Below are 23,060 nucleotides of genomic sequence, written 5' to 3' on the forward strand. Positions count from 1 at the left end.
AATGAGCAACCAATCCAGCAATATACTTCTATCCGTTAAAAATCTCACCATTGGTTACGGTACAAAGGTTATCCAGAAAAACATTAATTTTGACGTTAAGCAAGGCAGCATTTTTGCCCTAATGGGTGGTAGTGGATGTGGAAAAAGTACACTTCTTAAATCCATGATAGGGCTTTTAGAACCAATAGCGGGTGATTATCTTGTCAAGAATGAAAATTACTGGAGAGTTTCGAGAAAACATCGCATAAAAATCGCGCATAATTTTGGTATTTTGTTTCAAAATGCTGCTCTATGGAGCTCTATGACAGTAGGTGAAAATGTTGCACTTCCATTGCAACTTTTTACCAACCTTTCTCCAGAAATGATTCATCGATTGGTAGAATTAAAACTGGGGCTGGTTGGAATGGAATATGCCATTAACCTGTATCCCTCTGAATTAAGCGGAGGAATGAGAAAACGGTGTGGCTTGGCTAGAGCTCTTGCCCTTGATCCAGAAATCCTATTTTTTGATGAACCCTCAGCCGGACTTGATCCCATCACTTCTAAGAGACTTGATGATTTAATTCTCACCTTACGAAATGGATTGGGAAGCACAATCATCATAGTCAGTCACGAATTATCAAGTTTATTTACAATTGCAGATGATGGTATATTCCTTGACGCGGAATCAAAGACACCCCTTGCCCATGGTTCACCACAAGAAATGCACGATCATCCATCCTGTCAATTGGTATACGATTTTATGCATAGACAACGTTATGAAAATGCAGAAGAGAAAGAAGAACAAAGATGACCATTAATAAACAAACCACAATCGGGGCTTTTGTATTGGGAGGAATAATTCTTGCTCTTTGTGCTGTTATTTTTTTCAGTAATTTTAATCTTTTTTCAAAAAAAGAGCATGCCATAATCGTTTTTCCAAGCTCAATATCAGGATTATCCATTGGAGCGCCTGTTACGTTCAGAGGAGTACAGGTAGGAACCGTTGATTCCATTAATCTCCAATTCGATCAAGGCAGTCACAAAGCATATATCCCTGTAGTAATCAATATTGATCCCAGAAAAATCCGCATAGGATATAAATATAATAATTTTAAAAAACTATTGGAAAAAATGATAGAAAATGGACTTTGTGCAGAAATTAGCACAGAAAGTTTCGTTACCGGTACGTCCAATATTTTTCTTGATTTTGATTTGCAGAATGCCCCTCACTTTCATCCTGTGATTGCAAAAAATCTTACAGAAATACCTTCCCGTCCCTCTACGTTTCAAAAAATCAAATCCGAATTAATGAATCTACAACTTGAACAACTTTCCAGAAACCTAAATGACACTGCACAAAAAATAGGACAACTTGCCGAAACTTTAAACAAACAAACTCCTGATCTTATTAATAGCGTCAAGAAAACATCAGATAGTACAAATATTCTGGTGACTCATATCAACAAAAACATAGATGGTTTATTGAAGAACTTTAATAAATTGCTTGTTGATGGAGATGTCCAACTTCGTTCACGCGGAAAAGAGCTTCACATTTTATTAAACAATTCAAACAAAGCCGTGTCATCAGCATCAGAAATGATTGATAATGTGAAAACGCTTACCTCATCCCGTTCACCTTCACGAAACAATCTTGAAATTATTCTGAAGAACCTTGCTGATGCTTCCACTTCACTTCGAGGATTTTCGCGGGAAATAGAACGTAATCCTAAATTATTACTGATTGGTCGAAAACAATGAATAAATTCATCGCTTTATCCTCATTAATTACCTTATTTATTCTCGGGGGATGCAGTGCTCCCCCTCTTAAATATTACACTTTCAATGAAAATATTATAAATCAGTCGACAAACAAAATTACACAATATTCTGAAACTTCCCCCACTATTATCATTACACCGATCACAGTACCGGATTACCTTGACACAACCGATATTGTTACCCGAGAAAACAGCAGTCTTCATCATAGTGTCAACGGAAGAATGAGTAGCGTTTTATCCGTTGCCGTAACCGATTATGTTACACATTTGCTATCCATAAAAAATCCAACTCTATTCATAACCAATCAAAGACAGGTTGGTATGCCAACAAGTCAGATCCTGATCAATATCAGCCACTTGGATGTACAAAATCTGGGGAATCAAAATGGCTCAGCAATCTTGGAAGCTGATTGGTCCATTATTCCCAGAAATGAACATCTACCCATCAACAAACAAAAAGGAACCTTTTTTGCATCGGGTTCCATTGCTTCTGACAGTGATGTAATCAAAATAGAACAGGCTCTATTAATCCAACTGGTTAATCAAATCAGTAAAAATCCTTTGTACTAACTTGATTATTGATTTTCTTTTTCAAGGTCTCTCAAAACTTCCGGACTATTCAGCACTGCATCAATCTTAGCTGCATAGTCCAAAGTTGTATCAGGCTGAAATCTCAAATCAGGTAAAAATTTAAGTCTAATTTTTTGTGATAGCTGATTTCTCAAATAAGGTGCAACTCGTTTTAATGCAGGTAAAAAATCCCCTACATCACTTTTCCCTAAGTGAGAAATATATACAATTGCATGACGCAAATCAGGCGTCATGCGCACTTCCGTTACTGTAAATTTCTGTCCCTGAAGTTCAGGCACACGAAATTCGATCCGGATGAATAAATCTGCCAAAATATGCCTGATTTCTTCAGCAACGCGCAATTGCCGTTGAGAAGGGCCTTTTGAATCCTTTTTCAAAAAATCCTTCCCAGTTACTATAAATTTATCCATCAAGCCTGTACTGTTTCAATTTCATAACATTCAACAACGTCTCCCTCTCGCAAGTCATTGTATCCTGAAAAAGAAAGTCCACATTCATAATCATGTGCCACTTCTTTGACATCATCCTTGAAACGTTTAAGCTGGCTTAAATTACCCTGATGAATAACAACATTATCACGCAACAACCGAACACCGCAGCCTCGACGGACCACACCCTGTGTTACGTAACATCCTGCAACCTTACCAGTTTTACTGATGGTAAAGACTTTACGAATTTCTGCATAACCTAAGAATTTCTCACGCTGTTTTGGTGCAATACGTCCTTTAATAATCTGTTCAATATCATCAACCACCTGATAAATAATTGAATAATAATGAATATCAACACCTTCATGCTGTGCAAGTTCTCTAGCCTGCGTTGTTGCCCTTACATTAAAAGCGATAATGATAGCCTGTGATGCTTTGGCAAGTTGAACATCACTTTCCGTAATCTGACCAACTGTTGCGGATAAAACGCGAACTTTAATTTCCTCATGTTCAAGTTTCTGAACTGTTGCCTGAATAGCCTCAGCAGATCCCTGAACATCAGCCTTGATTAAGACAGCAATTTCTTTTTGCTCATTTGCTTGAATACGCGCAAGCATCTGATCCAAGGTTCCACGTGCAGCCATTCTAACCGCCGCCTGTTTTTCACGAGCCTTACGTTGCCTAAATTCAGAAATTTCACGAGCTTTACTTTCATTATCCACAACAACAAAAGGCTCACCAGCACGAGGTACACCCGTTAAACCCAAAAGCTCTACGGGTGTGGAAGGTCCAGCTTTTTTCATATTCTTGCTTTTATCATCCAGCATCGCACGAACACGACCCCATTCAGAACCAGCGACAATAACATCTCCTTTATTCAAGGTTCCTTTCTGAACCAATAAAGTCGCAACAGGTCCACGTCCCTTGTCCAAACGGCTTTCAATAACAGCACCCTCTGCCACTCTATTCGGGTTTGCTTTTAATTCCAACAATTCAGCCAGCAAAATGATTGCTTCTTCCAGTTTGTCCAAACCGATATGTTTTTTAGCCGAAACTTCAACATCCTGAGTATCACCCCCCATTTTCTCAACGACGATTTCATGATTCAAAAGCTCCTGTCTTACACGGTCAGAATTGGCTCCAGGTAAATCACATTTATTAATGGCGACAATAATTGGAACATTTGCAGCTTTAGCATGTTTAATTGCCTCAATTGTCTGAGGCATGACCCCATCATCCGCAGCAACAACAAGCACCACGATATCTGTCACTGACGCTCCCCTGGAACGCATCGCCGTGAATGCCTCATGACCAGGCGTATCTAAAAAGGTGATTTTAGCACCTGACTGCATTCTAACCTGATAGGCACCAATATGCTGGGTAATCCCACCAGCCTCCTTATGCGCAATATCCGTTGTCCGCAGAGCATCCAGCAAAGAGGTTTTACCATGATCAACATGTCCCATCACCGCTACAACAGGTGGACGAGGCAATTTATCCTCATCCTTATCCTCTACACCTTCAATACCAAGTTCAACATCACTATCGGCAACCCTATGCACACGATGACCAAATTCCTCGATAATCAATTCGGCCGTGTCTGCATCCAATGACTGATTAACTGTTGCCATCACACCCATTTTCATCAGGGCTTTAATAACGACTCCTTGGCGTGTCGCCATACGATTGGCAAGTTCTTGTACGGTAATTGTTTCTGGAAGAGTGACATCACGAACAACCTTTACCTGATCCGTACGTAATTTCTCCAACTCTGCTTGACGGCGTTCACGTTCTCTTTGACGACGTACCGAAGCCAATGAACGAACTTTATTATCATCCTCGCCCTCAATCGCTGCCTGAATATCTATTTTACCAGAACGTCGACCATCCCCCTTGTTTCGACTACTGCTTTTACGATTTACACCGCTTCCACGACGGGATGAACCACGACGACCTTCCCCTTCATCAGAATCCATATCATCCTGAACATTAATCCTGCGTAAAGATTCAACAGATTTCTTATTTATTTTTCCGTCTTTTTCAGATGTTTTGACATTAAGAACAGATTCACTTGAATTTTTTACTGAGGTTTTACCAGAAACGGATTCTCCATTCTTAACAGACTCACTTACCACAGGTTTTTCAGGCAAAATAGCCCTTTTTGCCAAAGGTTCCACAGGAACAGGTTCTGGTGCCAAGGTAATTTCACCAGGAATAGGAACCTTGGAAACCTTGACCCGACGTAATGGAGGTTCAGATGCAGTTTTCGTTTTTTTGGATTTTATAGTTTTTTTAGATTCTTCTTCTGTCTCAGATACAGCAATTTTTCCCTGCTCAACAGTTTCTTTGCCTTCTTCCTGCGCAGCCTTTTCAGCCTCTGCCTGAGCCTTGGCTAGAACTTTCTCTTCTTCCTGTTTTTTACGTAATCTCTCCGCTTCTGAAAGAATAGATATTTTTTCCTGTTCTTGACGTTCAAGATTTTTACGCTGCTGTTCAAGCTTTTGTTCTTCCAGAACACGCTGTCTGATGGCTAATTCTGCAGCTGTCAAGGAGCGTTTACTCGAACCAGCAGATGCTTTTTTTGCCGCAGGTTTACGGACACTATTAACCTGTTTTTCCTTACTGCCAGGCGCACTACGCTTTTTACGTACTTCAACCTGGACAACCTTGCTGCGTCCATGGCTAAAACTTTGCCTAATAGATCCGGCATCGACAGTCTGCCCCACGTCCCTTTTTACTGATGAACGTAAAGATAAACGTTTTTTACCCTGTCCTTGTTCTTGATCGTTGCCTTCGCTCATATACCTGCCTGTTCTTAAATCCATTTTCGATGGGTTGACTTATTCCATCGATTTATACCCTAATTTATTATTCCTGATAACCGTTTATTATCAAAAAGAATTTGTTTTACAAACGGTCCCTTGTAAATTGCTGCATGAACTATATATTCTCGACCAAAAATCATTCCTAATTCTTTTGCCGTAAAAACTGCCATGACAGGTAAAAGACCCGTTCCTGATAATATACGCTTTTTTTCTTCTTCACTACCATCTATAGCCTGTATAATCAATCCAGCAATATTCTGAGAAATCTTTTCTCTTACTTTTACAAAACCGTACGTAATCTGTCCAGCACGTCTCGCAAAACCAAATGTATCCTTAATTTTATTCCGCAAACCATCCCTAATTATTGACACCAAATTTTCCGGAACCGTAACCTGACATTGCATTGCACGTGAGAACGAACGCATTGCTATCGCCTTATGTATGATATTTTTATCGGCTTTTAACCACATCCCTCTTCCAGGAAGCCGTTCTGTCAAATCTGGAACAATATATCCATCTGGCGACAAAACAAAACGAATTAAATTTTCAGGATCATCTCTTTCCCTTGTAACCACACAGAAACGTTGACGATTCGCCGAGCTATCAGGCCTTTTATTCATTAGCGTAAACTATTCAAAATTAAAAGAAAATAATAAATCAAAATGATTAGGCCTCCCATGAAGCCTAATCATTTAAATATCATTATCAAATTTTATTCTTTATCTTGACTTTCCTCGCTTCCCTCTTCTTCAAACCAATGTTCTCTAGCCTGCATAATAATTGCATTGGCTGTTTCTTCATCAATTGCATCTGCACCAAGAATCTCGATCAGTTCATCACTGGCAAGGTCAGCTAAATCATCGAGCGTTTTCACCCCTTTTTCACCCAATAAGATCAACATTTGTTGTGTAAAGCAATCAAGTTCCACAAGCTCATCCGAAACCCCAAGAGCCTGCCTTTTCTCATCCAGAGAACGATGTTGTTTTTCCAAACATTCTTCTGCCCTCTGGACAAGCTCTTGCGCGATATTTGCATCAAAACCTTCAATTTCAGCCAATTCCTGGGGATCGGCAAAAGCAAGCTCCTCAATAGTATGAAAACCTTCTGTAACCAACAGGCCGGCAATCACATCATCAACATCCAGCTCTTCGGCAAAAATAGCGGATCTGCGACGGAATTCTTCTTGTCTACGATCTGATTCTTCTGTTTCGGTCAGAATATCAATGTCCCATCGTGTCAATTGACTGGCCAAACGAACATTTTGTCCACGACGTCCAATAGCTAAACTCAATTGATCATCTGGAACCACAACCTCCACACGCCCAGCTTCCTCATCCATGACAACTTTTGTAACTTCCGCCGGTGCCAAGGCATTCACGACAAAGGTGGCCGCCTGACCGCTCCAAGGAATGATATCAATTTTTTCCCCTTGCAATTCCTGTACTACAGCTTGTACACGAGACCCCCTGACTCCAACACAAGCACCAACAGGATCAATGGTACTGTCTTTTGAAATAACAGCCATTTTCGCTCGAGAACCCGGATCTCTGGCGACTGCCTTAATCTCGATAATACCATCATAGATTTCAGGCACTTCTTGTGCAAACAATTTCGCCAAAAATGCGGGGTGCGTCCTAGATAAAAAGATCTGTGGACCACGTGGCTCCTTACGGACATCACAAATATAGGCTCTTACACGCTCTGAATTCCGAAAGTTTTCTCTTGGAATCAATTCATCACGCCTTAACAAAGCTTCGACACTACCAATTTCCACCAACAGATTACCATATTCAGTTCGTTTCACTGTTCCATTCACAATTTCACCAATACGGTCCTTAAAATCCTCATATTGACGATTCCGTTCACATTCACGAACACGTTGCACGATAACCTGCTTTGCAGTCTGTGCAGCGATACGGCCAAAATCTATGGGTGGCAATGGATCAATAAGATATTCACCAATCTTAATATCAGGCTGTATCTTGAGCGCAATTTTATATGGAATTTGTGAAGCCTCATTTTCAACTTCCTCCACGACTTCTGTCCATCGGGAAAGGCGCACCTCTCCCGTCTTACGATCAATTATCGCACGAATGTCTTTTTCATGACCATATTTAGCGCGTCCAGCCTTTTGAATGGCCTGTTCCATCGCTTCGAGAATCTCTTCCCGGCTAATGGCTTTTTCACGTGCAACAGCATCAGCAACCAATAACAATTCAGGACGAGCAACAGACGTATCCATTTTAACCTCACAATCTATTGTACCGGATTAAACCGGTTTTGATTTTATTTTCACTTATACTTTATTCGGTTTCCGACCCAGATAAAGCATTGACCATATGACTGCATGCATCAATTAAAGAATCAGTCAGCACCAATTTAGCCTTGCGTATTTCTGATAAAGGCAATTCAATTTCAGAACCTGTATCTAAACGCATACGCGCATTCTGTTCATCCGCTCCCAGGGCAATCCCGGAAAACCGTCTTCTGCCTTCAATTGGAATCATCATTTCCACTTTGGCAAGATGACCCGCAAAACGGTTCCAATCTTTTACGCGCACCAAGGGACGATCGATTCCGGCGGAGGAAACCTCCAATGTCCAGGCACCTTCCATAGGATCATGAACATCCATTACAGCACTTACAGCGTGACTGATCTGTTCACAATCCTCAACATTAATCAGACTACCATCAGCCCGATCCACCATAATCTGTAAGGTCAAAGCTTGTTTGCCCAACAAAGCCACTCTAACCAACTCATATCCCATATTAATCAAAATGGGTTCAATCAAAGCGATAACACGTTGTTCAATACGTACATCAGAAATATTTTCTACGGATTCCAAAATAAAAAAGGCGGCCGACTAAGGCCACCCCCCACATCTAACGGAAGACAATTTTGTATTAATTTAACAATCTTATAAATGCTTTACAAGTAACAAATCCAAATATTTATAATTCCATGATAATGACACGTTATGTTTGGATATATTACAAATGAAAAGTGACCTGTTTAACAAATAAACAGGTCACTTACACTTTAAAACAGATTTTAAGACTTAGGCCATTAGTCTGAGAACATAAGGCAAAATGCCACCATTACGATAATATTCTACCTCTTCTTGTGTATCAACACGACAGATCACAGGAATATCCTGATGTGAACCATCATTGCGAGTTATTCTCATAATCATTTTTTGACGCGGTTTTAAAGTTTCGATACCCAAAATATCGATTTTTTCATCACCCTTCAATCCCAACGTTTTACGTGTTGTACCCTCTTCAAATAAGAGTGGCAATACACCCATTCCAACAAGATTAGAACGATGAATACGTTCAAAACTTTCAGCAATAACGGCTTTTACTCCCAACAACGTCGTACCTTTTGCCGCCCAGTCACGGGAGGAACCCATTCCGTATTCTTTACCGCCAAAAACAACCAATGGTGTATTTTCTTTTTGGTATTCCATGGCAACATCATAGATTGCCCCTTCCTTACCATCAGGATAATGCTTGCTATATCCACCTTCAACTCCTGGAACCATTTCATTACGAATACGGATATTGGCAAAAGTGCCACGCATCATGACCTCATGATTACCACGACGTGAACCATACGAGTTAAAGTCCTCCACCCTGACTCCATGTTCAGTCAAATATCTGCCAGCAGGGGAATCTTTACGAATGGAACCAGCTGGAGATATATGATCTGTTGTAACATTATCCCCTAATAACGCCAATATTCTTGCCCCTTTAATATCATGACGGGCTTCAGGATGCTGCTTCATTCCTTCAAAATAGGGAGGATTACGAACATAGGTTGATTTTGAATCCCAATCATAAGTCTGAGATCCAGTTGCCACAGCCAATCTCTGCCATTCAACCGTACCTTTACTGATATTATCATATCCCTTACGGAATTCTTCACGCGTAATCGCTGCTGCCATTACCTCTTTGATTTCCTCTGTTGAAGGCCAAATATCATGTAGATAAATTTCCTTACCATCCTTGGAAACACCAATAGGATCCTTTGTAATATCCTTACGCAAGGTTCCCAATAAAGCATAAGCGACTACCAACGGTGGACTTGCCAGATAGTTTGCGCGAACGTTTGGAGAAATACGTCCCTCAAAGTTACGGTTTCCCGAAAGAACTGCTGTTGCCACCAAATTGTTATTTTCGATAGTGTCAACAATTTCTGGTGCCAGAGGACCAGAATTTCCGATACAGGTTGTACAACCATATCCAACAATATTGAATCCAAGCGCATCAAGAGATGGAATTAACCCGGCCTTTTCCAAATATTCAGTAACAACTTTTGAACCAGGTGCAAGAGACGTTTTAACCCAAGGCTTCCGCTTCAATCCCAAAGCGTGTGCTTTTTTTGCCAATAAACCAGCAGCAATCATCACTTCCGTATTAGAGGTATTGGTGCATGAAGTAATTGCCGCAATTACAACTGAACCATGTTCGAGTTTGAAATCTTTACCGGCAACAGCACAAGCGGCATCTTGATCTTTACCTTCAACATGGAATCCTGAAGACAGCTCTTTGACGAATGCAGAGGTTGCATCGCTGAGGCTGATACGATCTTGTGGACGACGAGGTCCTGAAATAGAGGGAACAACGTTACCAATATCCAGTTCCAAAGTATCAGTAAATTCTGGTTCTTCCGCATTCGCTTCACGGAACATACCCTGTGCTTTAAGGTAAGCTTCCACCAACTTAATCTGATGATCGTCACGACCGGTTAATTTGAGGTAATCCAAAGCTTGCTGGTCAACCGGGAAAAACCCACATGTTGCACCATATTCAGGTGCCATGTTTGCAATTGTAGCTCGTGTATAAAGTGGTAAATGATCCAAAGCCGGACCATAAAATTCAACAAACTTGCCAACAACACCCTTCTTACGTAACATCTGTGTAATTGTCAGAACAAGATCTGTTGCAGTTACACCCTTTGCCAATTTTCCTGTTAACCGGAAGCCGATAACATCCGGTATTAACATTGTAATCGGTTGCCCCAACATGGCTGCTTCAGCTTCGATACCTCCAACACCCCAGCCAAGAACACCCAATCCGTTGACCATTGTTGTATGAGAATCTGTTCCAAAAAGAGTGTCTGGATAGGCATAGGTTTTTCCATCTTCATCACGAAGCCAAACAACCTTGGCAATATGTTCCAAATTAACCTGATGACAAATTCCAGTATCAGGTGGAACAACGGAAAAACCTTTGAACGCTTCTTGTCCCCAACGAAGGAAAGCATACCGCTCAGCGTTTCGTTCAAATTCAAGCGTTATATTTTCTTTCAGTGCCGCATCAGATCCAAATTTATCGACCATTACAGAATGATCAATCACCAGATTTACTGGAATTAGTGGATTAACCTTTTGCGGATCACCTTTTAACTGGGTCATTCCTTCACGCATGGCAGCCAAATCGACAACAGCTGGAACCCCTGTAAAATCCTGCATCAAAATACGGGAAGGACGAAAAGGCACTTCGGACTGGCTATGATGATTCTTTTGCCATTCTATAATTGCCTTGGCATTGTCTACCGTAAAAGATTGACCATTTTCAAAGCGTAAAACATTTTCCAGCAATACTTTTAAGGTATTTGGTAAACGACGAAAATTACCCAATTTTTTCTCTGCTTCAACCAGTGAAAAATAATGATAGGTTTTTCCATCGACTTCCAACGTTTTACATGTTTTTAAATTATCCTGACCAATCAGTTTCATAATGATATCCTTAAATTATGTCGTTAGATAATCGTGTATAAACAACATTTTATATTTGTTATCTCGCCAATTACACTATACTTATTATATCTTGAATATCATAAAAGCAATTATTCATGGGCTTTTACAATTTCACTAAACAGTGTACTTTTGTAACTTAAAATCATTTTTGAAACCCTTTTCATGACCGTATCTATTGTCAATCTAACCACATTTCGAAATGAAAAACTGGTCCTGAACAATATCAATTTTTCTCTATCTGCAGGGGAAAGTCTCTGTATCCATGGTCCAAATGGCGTTGGCAAAAGTACGTTATTAAGAATTCTCGCAGGGTTCAGAAAACCAGATTCAGGCAATGTTTTATGGAACTCCAGAAATATCTTTGAACATCATGAAATTTATGAAAATTATCTTCAAACTATTGCTTGGTTGGGTCATTCAAACGCCTTAAAACCGATTATGACTGTGAGAGAGAACCTGCAGTTATATTCAAAATTTTACAAAACCAATCTTCACGATTGTTTGAAAAAATTTAATTTATACCATTTAATTGATACTCCCGTTCGATTATTATCCGCTGGTCAAAAACGTCGCACAGCCTTGGCCCGCATTTTGCTTAAACCTGCAACAATTTGGTTGCTAGATGAACCAACCGTTGGATTGGATAGAGAAAACATGATCAATCTTGCTGAAATATTTGCCTCTTTTCAAAAAAATGGTGGCATGATTTTAGTCAGTACACATACAGATCTTCCGTTGATCAACGCAAGATCTCTTAATCTTTCACTCCCTTCCTTACATTAAGATATCATTCCCATGCCTTTCATTCTTCTTTTACAACGAGAAATATTGCTTTCTTTCCGGCATGCCAGTGATACCGTTGGAACAATCTTGTTTTTTATTTTGACAGCGACTCTTTTCCCGCTTGCGCTTGGACCAGAACCTCAAAGACTTCAGCAAATAGCCCCTGCCATTTTGTGGGTTTGCGCCCTGTTGGCCGCTTTGTTGCCTATGGAACGCATATTCCAGCAAGATTATGAGGATGGGTCCCTGGATCAATTTTTTTTGCTTGGAATATCTCCCTCTACCTTGGCTTTCACCAAAATGACAGGTCACTGGTTATGTACAGGGATCCCTCTTCTCTGCGCCAGTATCCCCTTAACAATTTTATATAACTTGCCCATATCAATCCTGCCCATTTTTATTATCAGCCTTTCACTTGGAACCGCCTGTCAATCTCTTGTTGGGGGAATGACAAATTCTATTGCCCTTGGAGCCAAGAAAAACTCTTTTTTGCTCCCTTTATTAACTTTTCCCTTGTTAACCCCCGTCCTTATTTTTGGCACCATGCTTATTGATGCAAAATTAAATAATCTCGCATTCCTACCCAATCTTCAATTACTCGGGGCATGTTTTGCTATTGCTCTACCTTTTTGCCCACTTGCTGCTGGGGCAGGTTTACGATTGGCAATAGAATGAACAAAATCAGGGATTAACAGCCTCAAAAGGAATTTCACCTGTACTTTCCTCCCCTTTCCAATTCCAAACATGCCATTGCAAGATATATTGCCCCGCTTTTAACGGATATGATGTTTTAACTTCCCTGTGATTTAAAGCGGTTGTTGCGGGAATCAAATCAGGTTGTCCAGATTGATTTATCAACAACAAACGACTGCGGAAAGGATCAAATTCATGGTCATAAACCAAATGAATTTCTTGATTCCCGGCCTTAATTTTCTGATGTGGCTGAGGATTGGAAAACTTTAAACCGATTGCTTTAGCTGTACCAGTCGATAATAACAAGGCAGTGCAGCAGGCCATAAAAATTAATTTATTTTGTTTTTTACTCATTTTGAAAGCCCTTTTAAATTTATTCTTTCAAATCTTTCAAAAAAAACTATAGCCCTATAAAATGGTTAAAACCAGTCCTTACAATAATGACTGCGATCACTTACCTATTAATCTCAACTGGAAAGATAAATGATCTTTCATCTGCGCTCTTTGGCTGTAACCATAATTGCTGGAATTAGCCTAAATATCCTGTTTACCTGTAAAGCTGTCGCCCAATATAAACGATGCTGGCTGGAAAATGGTGTTGTTACTATCAACTGCGCCCCTGCTGATGGTTATTTTTTCATAAATAAACAAAATATATATAAAAAATGTCCAATAGTTGCAGGTAGTTTAGAAAAATCCTGCAATATAGAAGATGGTTATGGGTTATTTTATAAAAATTATCATTGGTATCAATGTCCCGTACAACAAGGTAAAAAATTGGATCATTGTACTTTGGCTTCCGGATACCAGATTATTAAACTGCATCAAACTTTTTTAAAAGACTAACGATCTTTCAACATTTTGAATGTTCAAAAATCAATGTGACGGCTGTTATCTCTTCTTACTGCTTATATAAACTCTAAAAATGATAACTGTATGGCTTATATTAAGATACCATACAGTTTGAACCCTATTTCCTGTTAAAGGGGATACCGTTCTCAGGATAAGCGGTTTTCCAGGAAGGAGACTGAGGCATAGATACAGGATGATCCCTTAACTCTTTTAGCAAATAATCTATTGCCGTTTCCAATTGTCTATCATGCCCATGCTGTAATTCATCTGGAGTATTCTCAATTTCAATATCTGGATCGACCCCGTGATTTTCAATAATCCATTCTGATTGTAATCCATACAAGCTTTCTTCTGGAATAGTAATATATCCTCCATCCCTAAGCGGCCAAAAACCGCGAATACCACGTACGCCACCCCAGGTTCGCTTGCCAATCAGTTTACCCAAACCATATTTACGAAAATAATAAGGAAAGATATCACCATCAGATGCAGAATACTGGTTGATTAACGTGACCTTAGGTCCAACAATCAACTGTTCAGGCAAGGAATGCGCCATTTTTTCACGGTTTGTGGTCATTCCCACCAAGATTCTCCTCAAACGCTCAAGAAGAATTTCATCGATAAAACCGCCACCGTTCCAGCGATCATCAATAATAACTGCCTGTCTATCCAGCTGGGCATAAAACTGACGGATAAACTGCTGCAATCCAAGCTCTTCCATATCTGAAAGATAGATATAGGCTATTTTCCCACCTGATAAACGATCAACCAGTCGACGATTATGTTCAATCCAGTCTTTCTCTCTTAATGACAGTTCACTTTTAATCGTATTGACTGTTACATTTTTCACGGCTTTTGATTGCCGATCCTCAAAAGAGAGTTGGACAGGATTTTCGAGCCCGACAAAAAACCGGTAAGGGTTGGTATCACTCTTTACCTCTTGACCATTTACCGTTAACAGATAATCACCTGCATGAATATTAAATCCTGGTTCAGATAAAGGACTGCGATAGGCTTTGCGGCTATTATCTCCGGAATATATTTTTGCCAAATAATAACGCTGCTTCTGTGCATCATAGGCAAAGTCAACCCCCAATAAGACTGTGGGAACTTTTTTTGTCAAATTCTGTTGATCTCCACCTCCAACATATGTATGTGAATTACCGATTTCTCCAACCATCTGACCAATAAGATAATTGATATCCGATCTTGATCCAGCCAATGGCAATAATTTGGCATAACGATCATGAATTTCATGCCAGTTCTGTCCATTCATTTGAGGATTAACGAAAAGATCACGCTGTAAACGCCAGGCATTATCAAACATTTCCCGCCACTCTTCAGACGGAATGACAAAACTTGTTAAGGATTCAAGCTTTAATGATTTATCTTCCGTATGTTTTTCCTTGGCGTCACTAATAACCCACCGATTATTCTTGTTATATAAAAATTTCTGACCGTCATACGAAAGACTATAATTCTGAATACCCTGTTCAATTATGGTATCTTTTCTCTGTTTAACGTCATAAATATGCAACGCAGGTTTTTCACCCGGAAATTCACTAGAAATCGTTTGTGGAGGACTCATCAAGTAATAAACCTTATCCCCTGCAATCTGCATATCTGTAATCATGCCACCTTCAATTGGTAGGGGAACAATTCGATCTTCCAATCCTTTTTCATCGATCTGAATTGAAGAGATCGTTTTTCCATCCTTCTCTCTTATAACCCTATCTTTATCTACAATTCCCTCATCAGAACGAGGGGCGAATAAGGATGGGGTTGCAACCCGTAGGGTTGCCACATATATTCCCGCGCTTTTAACCGTCAGGGCGTTCATTTCATTGTCAGCAAAAACAGTATTTTCATGACGATTGGAAACAAAATATAAATATTTTCCATCAGCAGAAAATAATGGCAAATAATCATTATTGTTTCCGGATGTTAGCTGAACAATCTTATTCGTAGCAAAGTTATAAGCCCAAATTGCCCGTTGCTGATTGGATTGCGTTAAACTATAAACCAACCAATGACTGTCAGGAGAAAAACTAAAATCATGTATTTCCGCATGAATATCGGTAGCAATTTTTTTTACGGATTTACCCTCAAAATCAACTGTCCATAAATTATGGTTGCCATCTGAAAAGGCAAGCTGTTTTCCATCCGGAGAAAAATGCGGAGCATAATAATAACCTGACTTGAAATGGGTTAAAAGCCGTTCGGCACCCCCCAGAGATGGACGAACGGCAATATTCTGTTCACCATCACTATCTGTTGTATAGGCGATCCATTTCCCATCCGGTGACCAGACGGGATGATCTGCATCTACATTACTTGCATTAATCAAATTTCGGATAGCTCCATTTTCAACAGGAACGGTGAATATATTTCCCCTTGCGGCAAAAGCGGCCCGTTTTCCATTTGGAGCAATCGAGAAATCAGGTTGTTGGGCAGAATCAGTTTTACGTACATCATCAGTCAAAGACACATGACGACGCATGATTTTTATACCATCATCCGGTACAATAACATGGATTTCATGCAGGTGCTCCGATGGAAGATCAAGCACGTATAAATGACCGCCCTGTTGAAAGACAATGCCTTGATCACCCAATGACGGAAAATCAATATCATAATCGGTAAAATGCGTTACCTGGCGTTTTTTTCCTGTCGTTTTGTCATAAACCCATAAATTAACGCGTCGATTGGCATCCCTGTCAGATAAAAAATAAATTTTGTCCTGATACCACATCGGAATGGTATCTGTGCCTTTCCAATGAGTTATTTGTTCCAGTTTTTTTGTATCAAAATCATAAATATAAATATCCTGTGCCAGACCACCATCATAACGTTTCCAGGTTCGAAAATCACGATAGATACGGGTATAAGCAATTTTTTTTCCATCACAATCATAACTTAAAAATCCAGAACGATCCAGGGGAAGCGCTTTTGGCAGACCACCTTTTATGGATACGGAAAAAGGCAAACTCATCCAGCTGTTCCACGCATTGCGACGAGATAAAAATACGATTGATTTCGAATCCGGTGTCCAGGTGACAACCATATTATCAGGCCCCCAACGTTCCGGTGCAGAAGCAACAATGTCAGAATGATAGGTTAATCGTTTGACCTCTCCACCCGCAGCGGGCATGAGATAGACGTCTCTATTGCCTTGATAGCTTCCTGTAAAAGCTAGCCATTGACCATCCGGTGAAAATCTCGGCATCAAATCCTCACCCTGTTCGGAAGTCAACCGAACGGCCGTTCCACCTGATTTTGAAACCTGCCAAAGATTACCCCGTGCCGAAAAAACAATTTTATTCCCATGTAAAGTTGGATAACGCATGAGAACTTGATTGTTTAAAGTTTGACTTTCCTGGGCAAGACCTGGAAAAAAAGTTCCTGCACAACCGATCATTCCGACATGAAACAATATCGTATTTACTAACAACCTATTCCATCTGTTCATGCCAAATCCACGCACTTTATTATCTCCATCTGTTCATGCCCTTTTCAGCCATTAAAATCTTCAATAGCAAAATTGCTTGTCAGGCCGAATCATTTTTTTGTAATAAGTTAAAAACTTATCGCTAAAATCACAACAAGGAAACCTAAAAATGTCAGACGTGCTTCCCGATCGCCTTTCTGCCGATCCACAAAGCCCATACTATAATGAAGAGCTTTTAAACCGTGGAGTTGGTATTCGCTTTAAAGGAGTGGAAAAAGATAATGTTATTGAATATTGTCTGAGCGAACAATGGGTCAAGGTATCCATCGGCAATACATTGACACGCAGTGGCAAGCCCATGAGCATGAAACTCAACGGCCCCGTTGAGGCATACCTCAAAGAGGAAAAATAATATTAAAAATTAAAGTAACGTAAATTTAAATATCATTCATACGTTACTTTATCGACAGCAATCTAAAAAGAATCCCTTAAAAACCGAATGACAAGCCCCATACAGGTTTGAAACAGGGCGGGATCATAGCGTGGCCCTTCATCCCTTAAAAAAGCGTGCTGGGCATTGAATTCATGCCATTCGTACTGAACCTCTGCTTTTTCCAGGGCTTCACGAATCAATTGCCGACCCGCAAAAGGGATATGGGGATCCTGTTTGCCCCACGTAAACATAACCTTTCCCTTGATATCCTTAAATCGTTTCAAGGTATCATCCCTTTGCCCCTTACCAAGGGTGGCATCATGCACATTGGTGGCATAAAAACAGACAGCTGCTGATATTTCAGGATTCAGGGCAGCTCTTAACGCTAAATGCCCTCCTAGACATACCCCCATTGATCCAATCTTGCCATTAGAATAAGGATAGGTTTTTAACCATTCAATAACTGACGTCGTATCGGAATCATAAGCTGAAACAGGTTTTTCAAATTTCAAACAGTTACCCCGATCCGTCCCTTCCTTATCATATTCCAAGGCAACACCTGGATTTTCATATTCATGATAGACTTCTGGAACAATAACAATATAACCCTGCCCCGCTATATAAGATGCCAAACGACGAATTGGCTGAGTTACCTGATAAATTTCGGAGTAAAATATGATCGCCGTATATTTTCCCTCTTTGACAGGTCGGAAAATATGACAACGCATCAAGCCTGTTGGCGTGTTAAGATCCTCTGCCTCATTCGAATAAATAATCACCCATTCATCCTTTTGTTATCATTATTTAAAATATTTTGCGGTTATTAATATCTTATTATTTTCATCAAGCAACCTTAGATATTTTCCACCAATGGAAACTGATTTAACCAATTTTAACTTGTCAAAGAAAAATTCATCCTGCGCATTAACCTGGGGATCCAAACAGGTATTTTGCTGACGTTCAATTTTACTGATTGTAATTTGGTTTCCATTGTTTTGAAAAAATCCAAGAAATTTATTACATAAACCACTTCCATTAATTCGATGTGTATAAGGATTAAAACTTAAATATGTGAATTTCTGATCATTTTGATAGGATTTAATAAATGTTTTTTGATGACTTAAATGTTCAACACGCCATATTGATTCATCAAAAGGAGCTTTACTTTTTGAATCTTGGGCAAAAGCTGAATTTATTCCTGCCCCCAATAACCCCATACCGAAAATCATTACAATAATTTTTTTCATTTAAATTTATCCTTCTATTGCGCTTTCCCATTCAAGTAAATCTACCTAATCATACGAATGAGTTGAAGTAAACAAAATGAATGCAAAACAATCAATGAAAACAAGATCTCATCATATAAACCGTTGCAATTCCGAGAATGGTCAATCCTATTGAACAAATAAGATGCGTAAACACTATAATTCCTGCCCACATAAAACGCCCTTCTTGCATGGAAAGAACAACTTCTGCAGAAAAAGATGAAAAGGTTGATAAACCACCCAAAAAACCCGTAATAATGAAGAGGCGCCATGGTAGCAGGACTGGAATTACCACAAAAATTGCCACGGCAATACCAATAAAATAACCAGCAAGACAATTGGCAGCCAAAGTTCCAAGGGGCAAATAAGGAAAAAAAGCGTTCAAGGCAATCCCCAACCACCAGCGCAACAGACAGCCCAAGGCCCCACCTATACTGACCATCATAATTGAATTGATCATTCATTTACCTTGTTCATACAATTTATTGAATCAATCCTATAAATAAATCATTCAAAATATTAATAATAATTTGATAATCATAAATAAAACTATTCATCAAATTGATATAATTTATTTTTTTATTATCATATTATTACTTATTTCAATTAACTGATCATAAAAATCATGAATATTAATAATATCTTTTATATTAGTTTCAAAGATATTTCTCTCCACTTTTTTTCCCTGTATATTTGAATAGGCCTCAACAAATACCTTTAGATGACCATCCCATGATAATCTAAGCATAAATTGACCGACAAATCTGTTTACTGATATTTTCCTTTGATCTGCCTCTTCAACCTGAAGATCCTGTAAAAAAAATAACTTGTCATTATTTGGCAAGGTCTTACACAACCTTCTTAAATTCACCCAATCACTATCATTTAAAAATTCTCTCTCTTTGAAATCCTTTGAAAGATAAGGGGTATCGAATGTATTGCGAATTTCCACTTTAGAAGCATTATAATCCTTAACAAGCCTATTAAATAAATCTGGCAATTCTTTCAAGTTAGACTGATATGCCATGACTATAAATTGTATTCTAATTGGATGAACAGATGTCAGGACCGCTTTTTTCAACTTCTCCATATTTTCCAAAAAAACATATTGTTTGGCACCTTTTCTCAATTGTTCATAAATTACAGAATCAAAGGATTCAAGAGAAATATTGATATGATCTATCCCGGAATTAACAAGCCAATTAAAAAACTGATCTGACATTCTCTTGGCCAGATTAGTTGTAAAAAAAATTTTATTTCTATAAATTTCAGGAACCTTCTCTATATAATCCTTTAATTTGGGATGAAGAGTAGGTTCATGCAGACATGAAAACCAAAATTCACTGTTCCGAATATAAGGCAAAAAACGTAAAGCTGACTCTATAACCTCTTCACTCATAAAATATGTTTTATTTGTCGAGGTATAATCATACAAACAGAATGGGCAGCGTAAGTTACAATTATTAACAATATCCATTGCCATATGTACAAATGGTTGAAATTCCAATCTAATATTTGATGCAAAAGGTATTTTATAATTTGAATTTTTTACTCGAATAACAACATTTTCATGCTCTTTCACACTGAGTACACGTGGGAATTTCATATAGAATGCATAATAACAGCTCCCATCTCCAATTTCTTTAATCGTTTCATAATGCAATTTATCAGCTACAGAAGAGACCAGTATTTCATTTGTCTTCTGCAAAATTGCTTCACAAATCAAACGCTGATTAGGAAAATCCTGATTGCATACCCAACCATATGCATATGAATCACTCAATTCATCTACAAATCCTATAAAAGGCTCATGAACTGTAAATAAGGATTTTAATTTCTTTAATAGTTTTTTAGAAATATTATACATTATGCAGATTCATAAAAATGAAGGCTGGCTTTATATAATACATATTCGAAAAAATTACGATAAATAAAATATATTTGTACAGAAATAAAATTGGTGAGCCATAAAAAACAATAAATTATTTATAAAATTTCATGAACGGTTATATATGATCTTCAATTTGATTGATCAATCCTGTACAAAACCAGTAATAATTTCATAATGTTTACATTTATAATATGCAATATTTATGATTGAAATTCAATAAAAGAACCGCTATTAAAAACCCGTAATTAATTTATTGATAGATAATTACATATTTTAGTACTTATTTTAATATATTATTGGATTTATAATGAAAAAACTGTTTTTTTTACTAGCAACCACGGGATTACTAGCCGGATGTGCGGGTGGTAAATCACCCGTGGGACTAGCTTTAATCAGTAATGTACAAGGCCCTATTTCAGCAACTGATCACACTGTCACCTCAAAAAAAGGCGCAAGTTGTGCCCACAATCTACTAGGTATTGTTGCAAGCGGGGATGCATCAATTGATTCTGCCAAAAAGAAGGCAGGCATAACAAAAGTTTCTTCTGTTGATTATAAAACCACAGGTATTTTCCCTTTTTATGGAAAAACCTGTGTCAATATAAAAGGGGAATAACTTCCTTTATATAAATAATTAACTTTTTTGGAAGTTGTTTATGAATTATTAATATAAACAATTTCTAAAAAGTGTTTTTTTCGCTTTATAAATAAGAAACAACACTTTGCGATCACTTTTAATTTGCTGACAATCATTGCGATTTAATCATTATCTCCGAGTGTGACAGCGATAAATATGGACTGGCCATCTCTTAAAATCCTCAATAAAACAGTTTTGTCTGTTTTTAGAGATGAACTAATCAACCGGTTCGCCATTTCCGGTTTATCAACATCTTGGTTATTAACGGATACAATGACATCACCGTTCTGCAATCCGGCATGATCAGCTGGGGAATCGTTTTTAATCGAGGTAACAATTACCCCCTTGATTTTTTCATCAATACCAGCCTGTTGCCTTATTTCAGGGGTTAATAATGATAAGGAGACACCCAAACTGCCAGGAGCAGGCGCTGGTGTTTTTTTACTCTTGGTATCCTCGTTTAGATTACCTACCTGAACCTTTACAACTTTCCGCGTGCCATTTCGCAAAATATTCAGATCAATCATTGTATTTGGAGTAATAGCCGCAACCTGATTGGCAAGATCCCTCGGATTTTCAACCTTTTTATCATTCAAAGAAAGAATGACGTCCCCAACCTTCAATTGGGCCTTTTCAGCAGGACTATTGTTTGCAACAGATGCAATCAAAACTCCTTTCGGTGGAATACCATGCTCAGAGGGAGGCAATTTTAACATTTTCACCATTGAAGGTGTGATCATCTGGCCCATAACCCCTAAATAACCACGGGTAACATGTCCTGTCTTTTCCAATTGAGTAACGACATTTTTCACCGTATTTGATGGAATGGCAAACCCGATACCGATTGATCCTCCTGAAGGAGATAAAATTGCTGTATTAACACCGATAACCTTACCATCTTGAGAAAAAAGAGGTCCTCCCGAATTTCCACGATTGATTGGAGCATCAACCTGGATAAAGGAATCGTAAGGAGTATCACCGATATCCCTTCCCCGGGCAGATACAATCCCTGCGGTAACGGTACCCCCCAAACCATATGGATCTCCAACTGCAATTACCCATTCACCAGGCTCAATACCATTTGAATCTCCAAGCTGGATAAATGGCAAAGATTTTTCAGACTGGATTTTTAACAACGCCAAATCTGTTTTTGAATCCCTTCCAATAATTTTTGCCTGATATTTCGCACCAGTCTCCAGGGCAATCGTTATTTTCTTCGCCCCTTTAACAACATGATTATTGGTTACGATATAACCATCAGGCGAAATGATAAATCCTGATCCACGTGCCTCAGCCACCTGCTTGGGCATTTGTTGTGGAAACATGGGAAAGGGAAAAGGAAACGGAAACGGATTCATATTATCATCGCCATTGGGAAATCCATTTCCCATCATTGAATCATCATTGTCTCCGACAACAACCCGTGAAGTAATGGATACAACAGCAGGTTTGACCTGTTTGACTAAATTTACAAAATTAGGCAGATTTTGCGTTGAGGTTACCGGCTTGATCGCATCAGAATGATCCTTTAACAAATCTGTTGCCTGGGCTGAATTATAACCTGTGACTGCACTGCCCAGCACTAAAGAAGCCAATAAACCCTGTTTAATTTTTTTTCCACAAACATGATTTATAAGCTCTAGAACCGTTTGCTTTTTTTTAGAATATTTATCCATAAAATTCCTCGTA

Annotated in this window: 20 protein-coding genes and 2 pseudogenes; 8 read left to right on the forward strand and 14 right to left on the reverse strand. The window is 38.8% G+C overall.

Features of this window, described 5'->3' with window-relative positions; all coding sequences use genetic code 11:
- Position 1: 1 nt before the first annotated feature.
- The 3 genes from H3T46_RS05315 to H3T46_RS05325 are packed head-to-tail and all read left to right on the forward strand — an operon-like array spanning position 2 to position 2,330.
- A complete protein-coding gene (locus H3T46_RS05315) occupies positions 2-793 on the forward strand; it encodes an ABC transporter ATP-binding protein (RefSeq protein ID WP_155566040.1) in 792 nt (263 codons plus the stop codon).
- Positions 790-1,740 (forward strand): MlaD family protein, encoded by a 951-nt coding sequence (locus H3T46_RS05320; RefSeq protein WP_122124116.1) that lies wholly within the window; start codon positions 790-792, stop codon positions 1,738-1,740. The genes H3T46_RS05315 and H3T46_RS05320 overlap by 4 nt, the downstream gene beginning before the upstream one ends.
- On the forward strand, positions 1,737-2,330 hold the full coding sequence (locus H3T46_RS05325) for a membrane integrity-associated transporter subunit PqiC (RefSeq protein WP_198193545.1): 594 nt from the start codon (positions 1,737-1,739) through the stop codon (positions 2,328-2,330). Before H3T46_RS05320 ends, H3T46_RS05325 begins: the two co-directional genes overlap by 4 nt.
- 5 nt (positions 2,331-2,335) lie before the next feature.
- Here the strand turns inward: H3T46_RS05325 and rbfA are convergent, their stop codons facing one another.
- From rbfA to acnA, 7 genes and pseudogenes are all read right to left on the reverse strand, one after another.
- Positions 2,336-2,761 carry a 30S ribosome-binding factor RbfA gene (gene rbfA, locus H3T46_RS05330; protein ID WP_122124118.1) on the reverse strand — a complete coding sequence of 142 codons (426 nt, stop codon included), beginning with the start codon at positions 2,759-2,761 and terminating at the stop codon, positions 2,336-2,338.
- A pseudogene (infB, locus tag H3T46_RS05335) lies at positions 2,761-4,737 on the reverse strand (translation initiation factor IF-2); the annotation flags it as partial. The pseudogene infB and the gene rbfA, both read right to left, overlap by 1 nt.
- A gap of 185 nt (positions 4,738-4,922) precedes the next feature.
- A pseudogene (locus H3T46_RS09085) lies at positions 4,923-5,580 on the reverse strand (translation initiation factor IF-2 associated domain-containing protein); the annotation flags it as partial.
- 59 nt (positions 5,581-5,639) lie between these two features.
- Positions 5,640-6,224 carry an RNA-binding protein gene (locus H3T46_RS05340; protein ID WP_198197769.1) on the reverse strand — a complete coding sequence of 195 codons (585 nt, stop codon included), beginning with the start codon at positions 6,222-6,224 and terminating at the stop codon, positions 5,640-5,642.
- Between the two features lie 92 nt (positions 6,225-6,316).
- Positions 6,317-7,846: a transcription termination factor NusA gene (nusA, locus tag H3T46_RS05345; RefSeq protein ID WP_155572340.1), complete on the reverse strand. Its 1,530-nt coding sequence runs from the start codon at positions 7,844-7,846 to the stop codon at positions 6,317-6,319.
- 61 nt (positions 7,847-7,907) lie between these two features.
- Positions 7,908-8,450: a ribosome maturation factor RimP gene (gene rimP / locus H3T46_RS05350; protein ID WP_155566045.1), complete on the reverse strand. Its 543-nt coding sequence runs from the start codon at positions 8,448-8,450 to the stop codon at positions 7,908-7,910.
- Positions 8,451-8,663: 213 nt separating this feature from the next.
- Complete coding sequence (gene acnA, locus H3T46_RS05355) at positions 8,664-11,348, reverse strand: aconitate hydratase AcnA (RefSeq protein WP_122124122.1); 2,685 nt, start codon at positions 11,346-11,348, stop codon at positions 8,664-8,666.
- 183 nt (positions 11,349-11,531) lie between these two features.
- On the opposite strand from acnA, the gene ccmA reads away from it, so the two are divergent.
- Complete coding sequence (ccmA, locus tag H3T46_RS05360) at positions 11,532-12,152, forward strand: heme ABC exporter ATP-binding protein CcmA (protein ID WP_155569684.1); 621 nt, start codon at positions 11,532-11,534, stop codon at positions 12,150-12,152.
- A 12-nt stretch (positions 12,153-12,164) separates the two neighbouring features.
- On the forward strand, positions 12,165-12,827 hold the full coding sequence (gene ccmB, locus H3T46_RS05365) for a heme exporter protein CcmB (RefSeq protein WP_155567394.1): 663 nt from the start codon (positions 12,165-12,167) through the stop codon (positions 12,825-12,827).
- A gap of 6 nt (positions 12,828-12,833) precedes the next feature.
- Here the strand turns inward: ccmB and H3T46_RS05370 are convergent, their stop codons facing one another.
- Positions 12,834-13,199 carry a copper resistance protein CopC gene (locus H3T46_RS05370; protein ID WP_155566049.1) on the reverse strand — a complete coding sequence of 122 codons (366 nt, stop codon included), beginning with the start codon at positions 13,197-13,199 and terminating at the stop codon, positions 12,834-12,836.
- A 129-nt stretch (positions 13,200-13,328) separates the two neighbouring features.
- On the opposite strand from H3T46_RS05370, the gene H3T46_RS05375 reads away from it, so the two are divergent.
- Positions 13,329-13,691, forward strand: coding sequence for a hypothetical protein (locus H3T46_RS05375; RefSeq protein WP_155568589.1), 363 nt, complete (start codon positions 13,329-13,331; stop codon positions 13,689-13,691).
- Between the two features lie 124 nt (positions 13,692-13,815).
- Here the strand turns inward: H3T46_RS05375 and H3T46_RS09025 are convergent, their stop codons facing one another.
- A complete protein-coding gene (locus H3T46_RS09025) occupies positions 13,816-17,181 on the reverse strand; it encodes a S41 family peptidase (protein ID WP_198197771.1) in 3,366 nt (1,121 codons plus the stop codon).
- Positions 17,182-17,314: 133 nt separating this feature from the next.
- Here H3T46_RS09025 and H3T46_RS05385 point away from each other — a divergent pair, with 133 nt between their 5' ends.
- Positions 17,315-17,557 (forward strand): DUF3297 family protein, encoded by a 243-nt coding sequence (locus H3T46_RS05385; protein WP_198185043.1) that lies wholly within the window; start codon positions 17,315-17,317, stop codon positions 17,555-17,557.
- A 62-nt stretch (positions 17,558-17,619) separates the two neighbouring features.
- Here H3T46_RS05385 and H3T46_RS05390 read toward each other — a convergent pair whose 3' ends face one another.
- From H3T46_RS05390 to H3T46_RS05405, 4 genes are all read right to left on the reverse strand, one after another.
- A complete protein-coding gene (locus H3T46_RS05390; RefSeq protein WP_198197773.1) occupies positions 17,620-18,357 on the reverse strand; it encodes a dienelactone hydrolase family protein in 738 nt (245 codons plus the stop codon).
- Positions 18,358-18,378: 21 nt separating this feature from the next.
- Positions 18,379-18,825 (reverse strand): META domain-containing protein, encoded by a 447-nt coding sequence (locus tag H3T46_RS05395; RefSeq protein WP_122124129.1) that lies wholly within the window; start codon positions 18,823-18,825, stop codon positions 18,379-18,381.
- A 91-nt stretch (positions 18,826-18,916) separates the two neighbouring features.
- Complete coding sequence (gene crcB, locus H3T46_RS05400; RefSeq protein WP_110439121.1) at positions 18,917-19,303, reverse strand: fluoride efflux transporter CrcB; 387 nt, start codon at positions 19,301-19,303, stop codon at positions 18,917-18,919.
- Between the two features lie 111 nt (positions 19,304-19,414).
- Positions 19,415-20,710, reverse strand: a complete 1,296-nt coding sequence (locus tag H3T46_RS05405; protein WP_198185045.1) for a radical SAM protein — start codon at positions 20,708-20,710, stop codon at positions 19,415-19,417.
- 331 nt (positions 20,711-21,041) lie between these two features.
- On the opposite strand from H3T46_RS05405, the gene H3T46_RS05410 reads away from it, so the two are divergent.
- Positions 21,042-21,350, forward strand: coding sequence for a TRL-like family protein (locus tag H3T46_RS05410; RefSeq protein WP_198197775.1), 309 nt, complete (start codon positions 21,042-21,044; stop codon positions 21,348-21,350).
- 143 nt (positions 21,351-21,493) lie between these two features.
- On the opposite strand, the gene H3T46_RS05415 is transcribed toward H3T46_RS05410, so the two are convergent.
- Positions 21,494-23,047, reverse strand: a complete 1,554-nt coding sequence (locus tag H3T46_RS05415) for a trypsin-like peptidase domain-containing protein (protein WP_198185046.1) — start codon at positions 23,045-23,047, stop codon at positions 21,494-21,496.
- Positions 23,048-23,060: the final 13 nt, after the last annotated feature.

The sequence above is a fragment of the Commensalibacter sp. M0133 genome (assembly GCF_016101485.1).
Taxonomy (GTDB): Bacteria; Pseudomonadota; Alphaproteobacteria; order Acetobacterales; family Acetobacteraceae; genus Commensalibacter; species Commensalibacter melissae.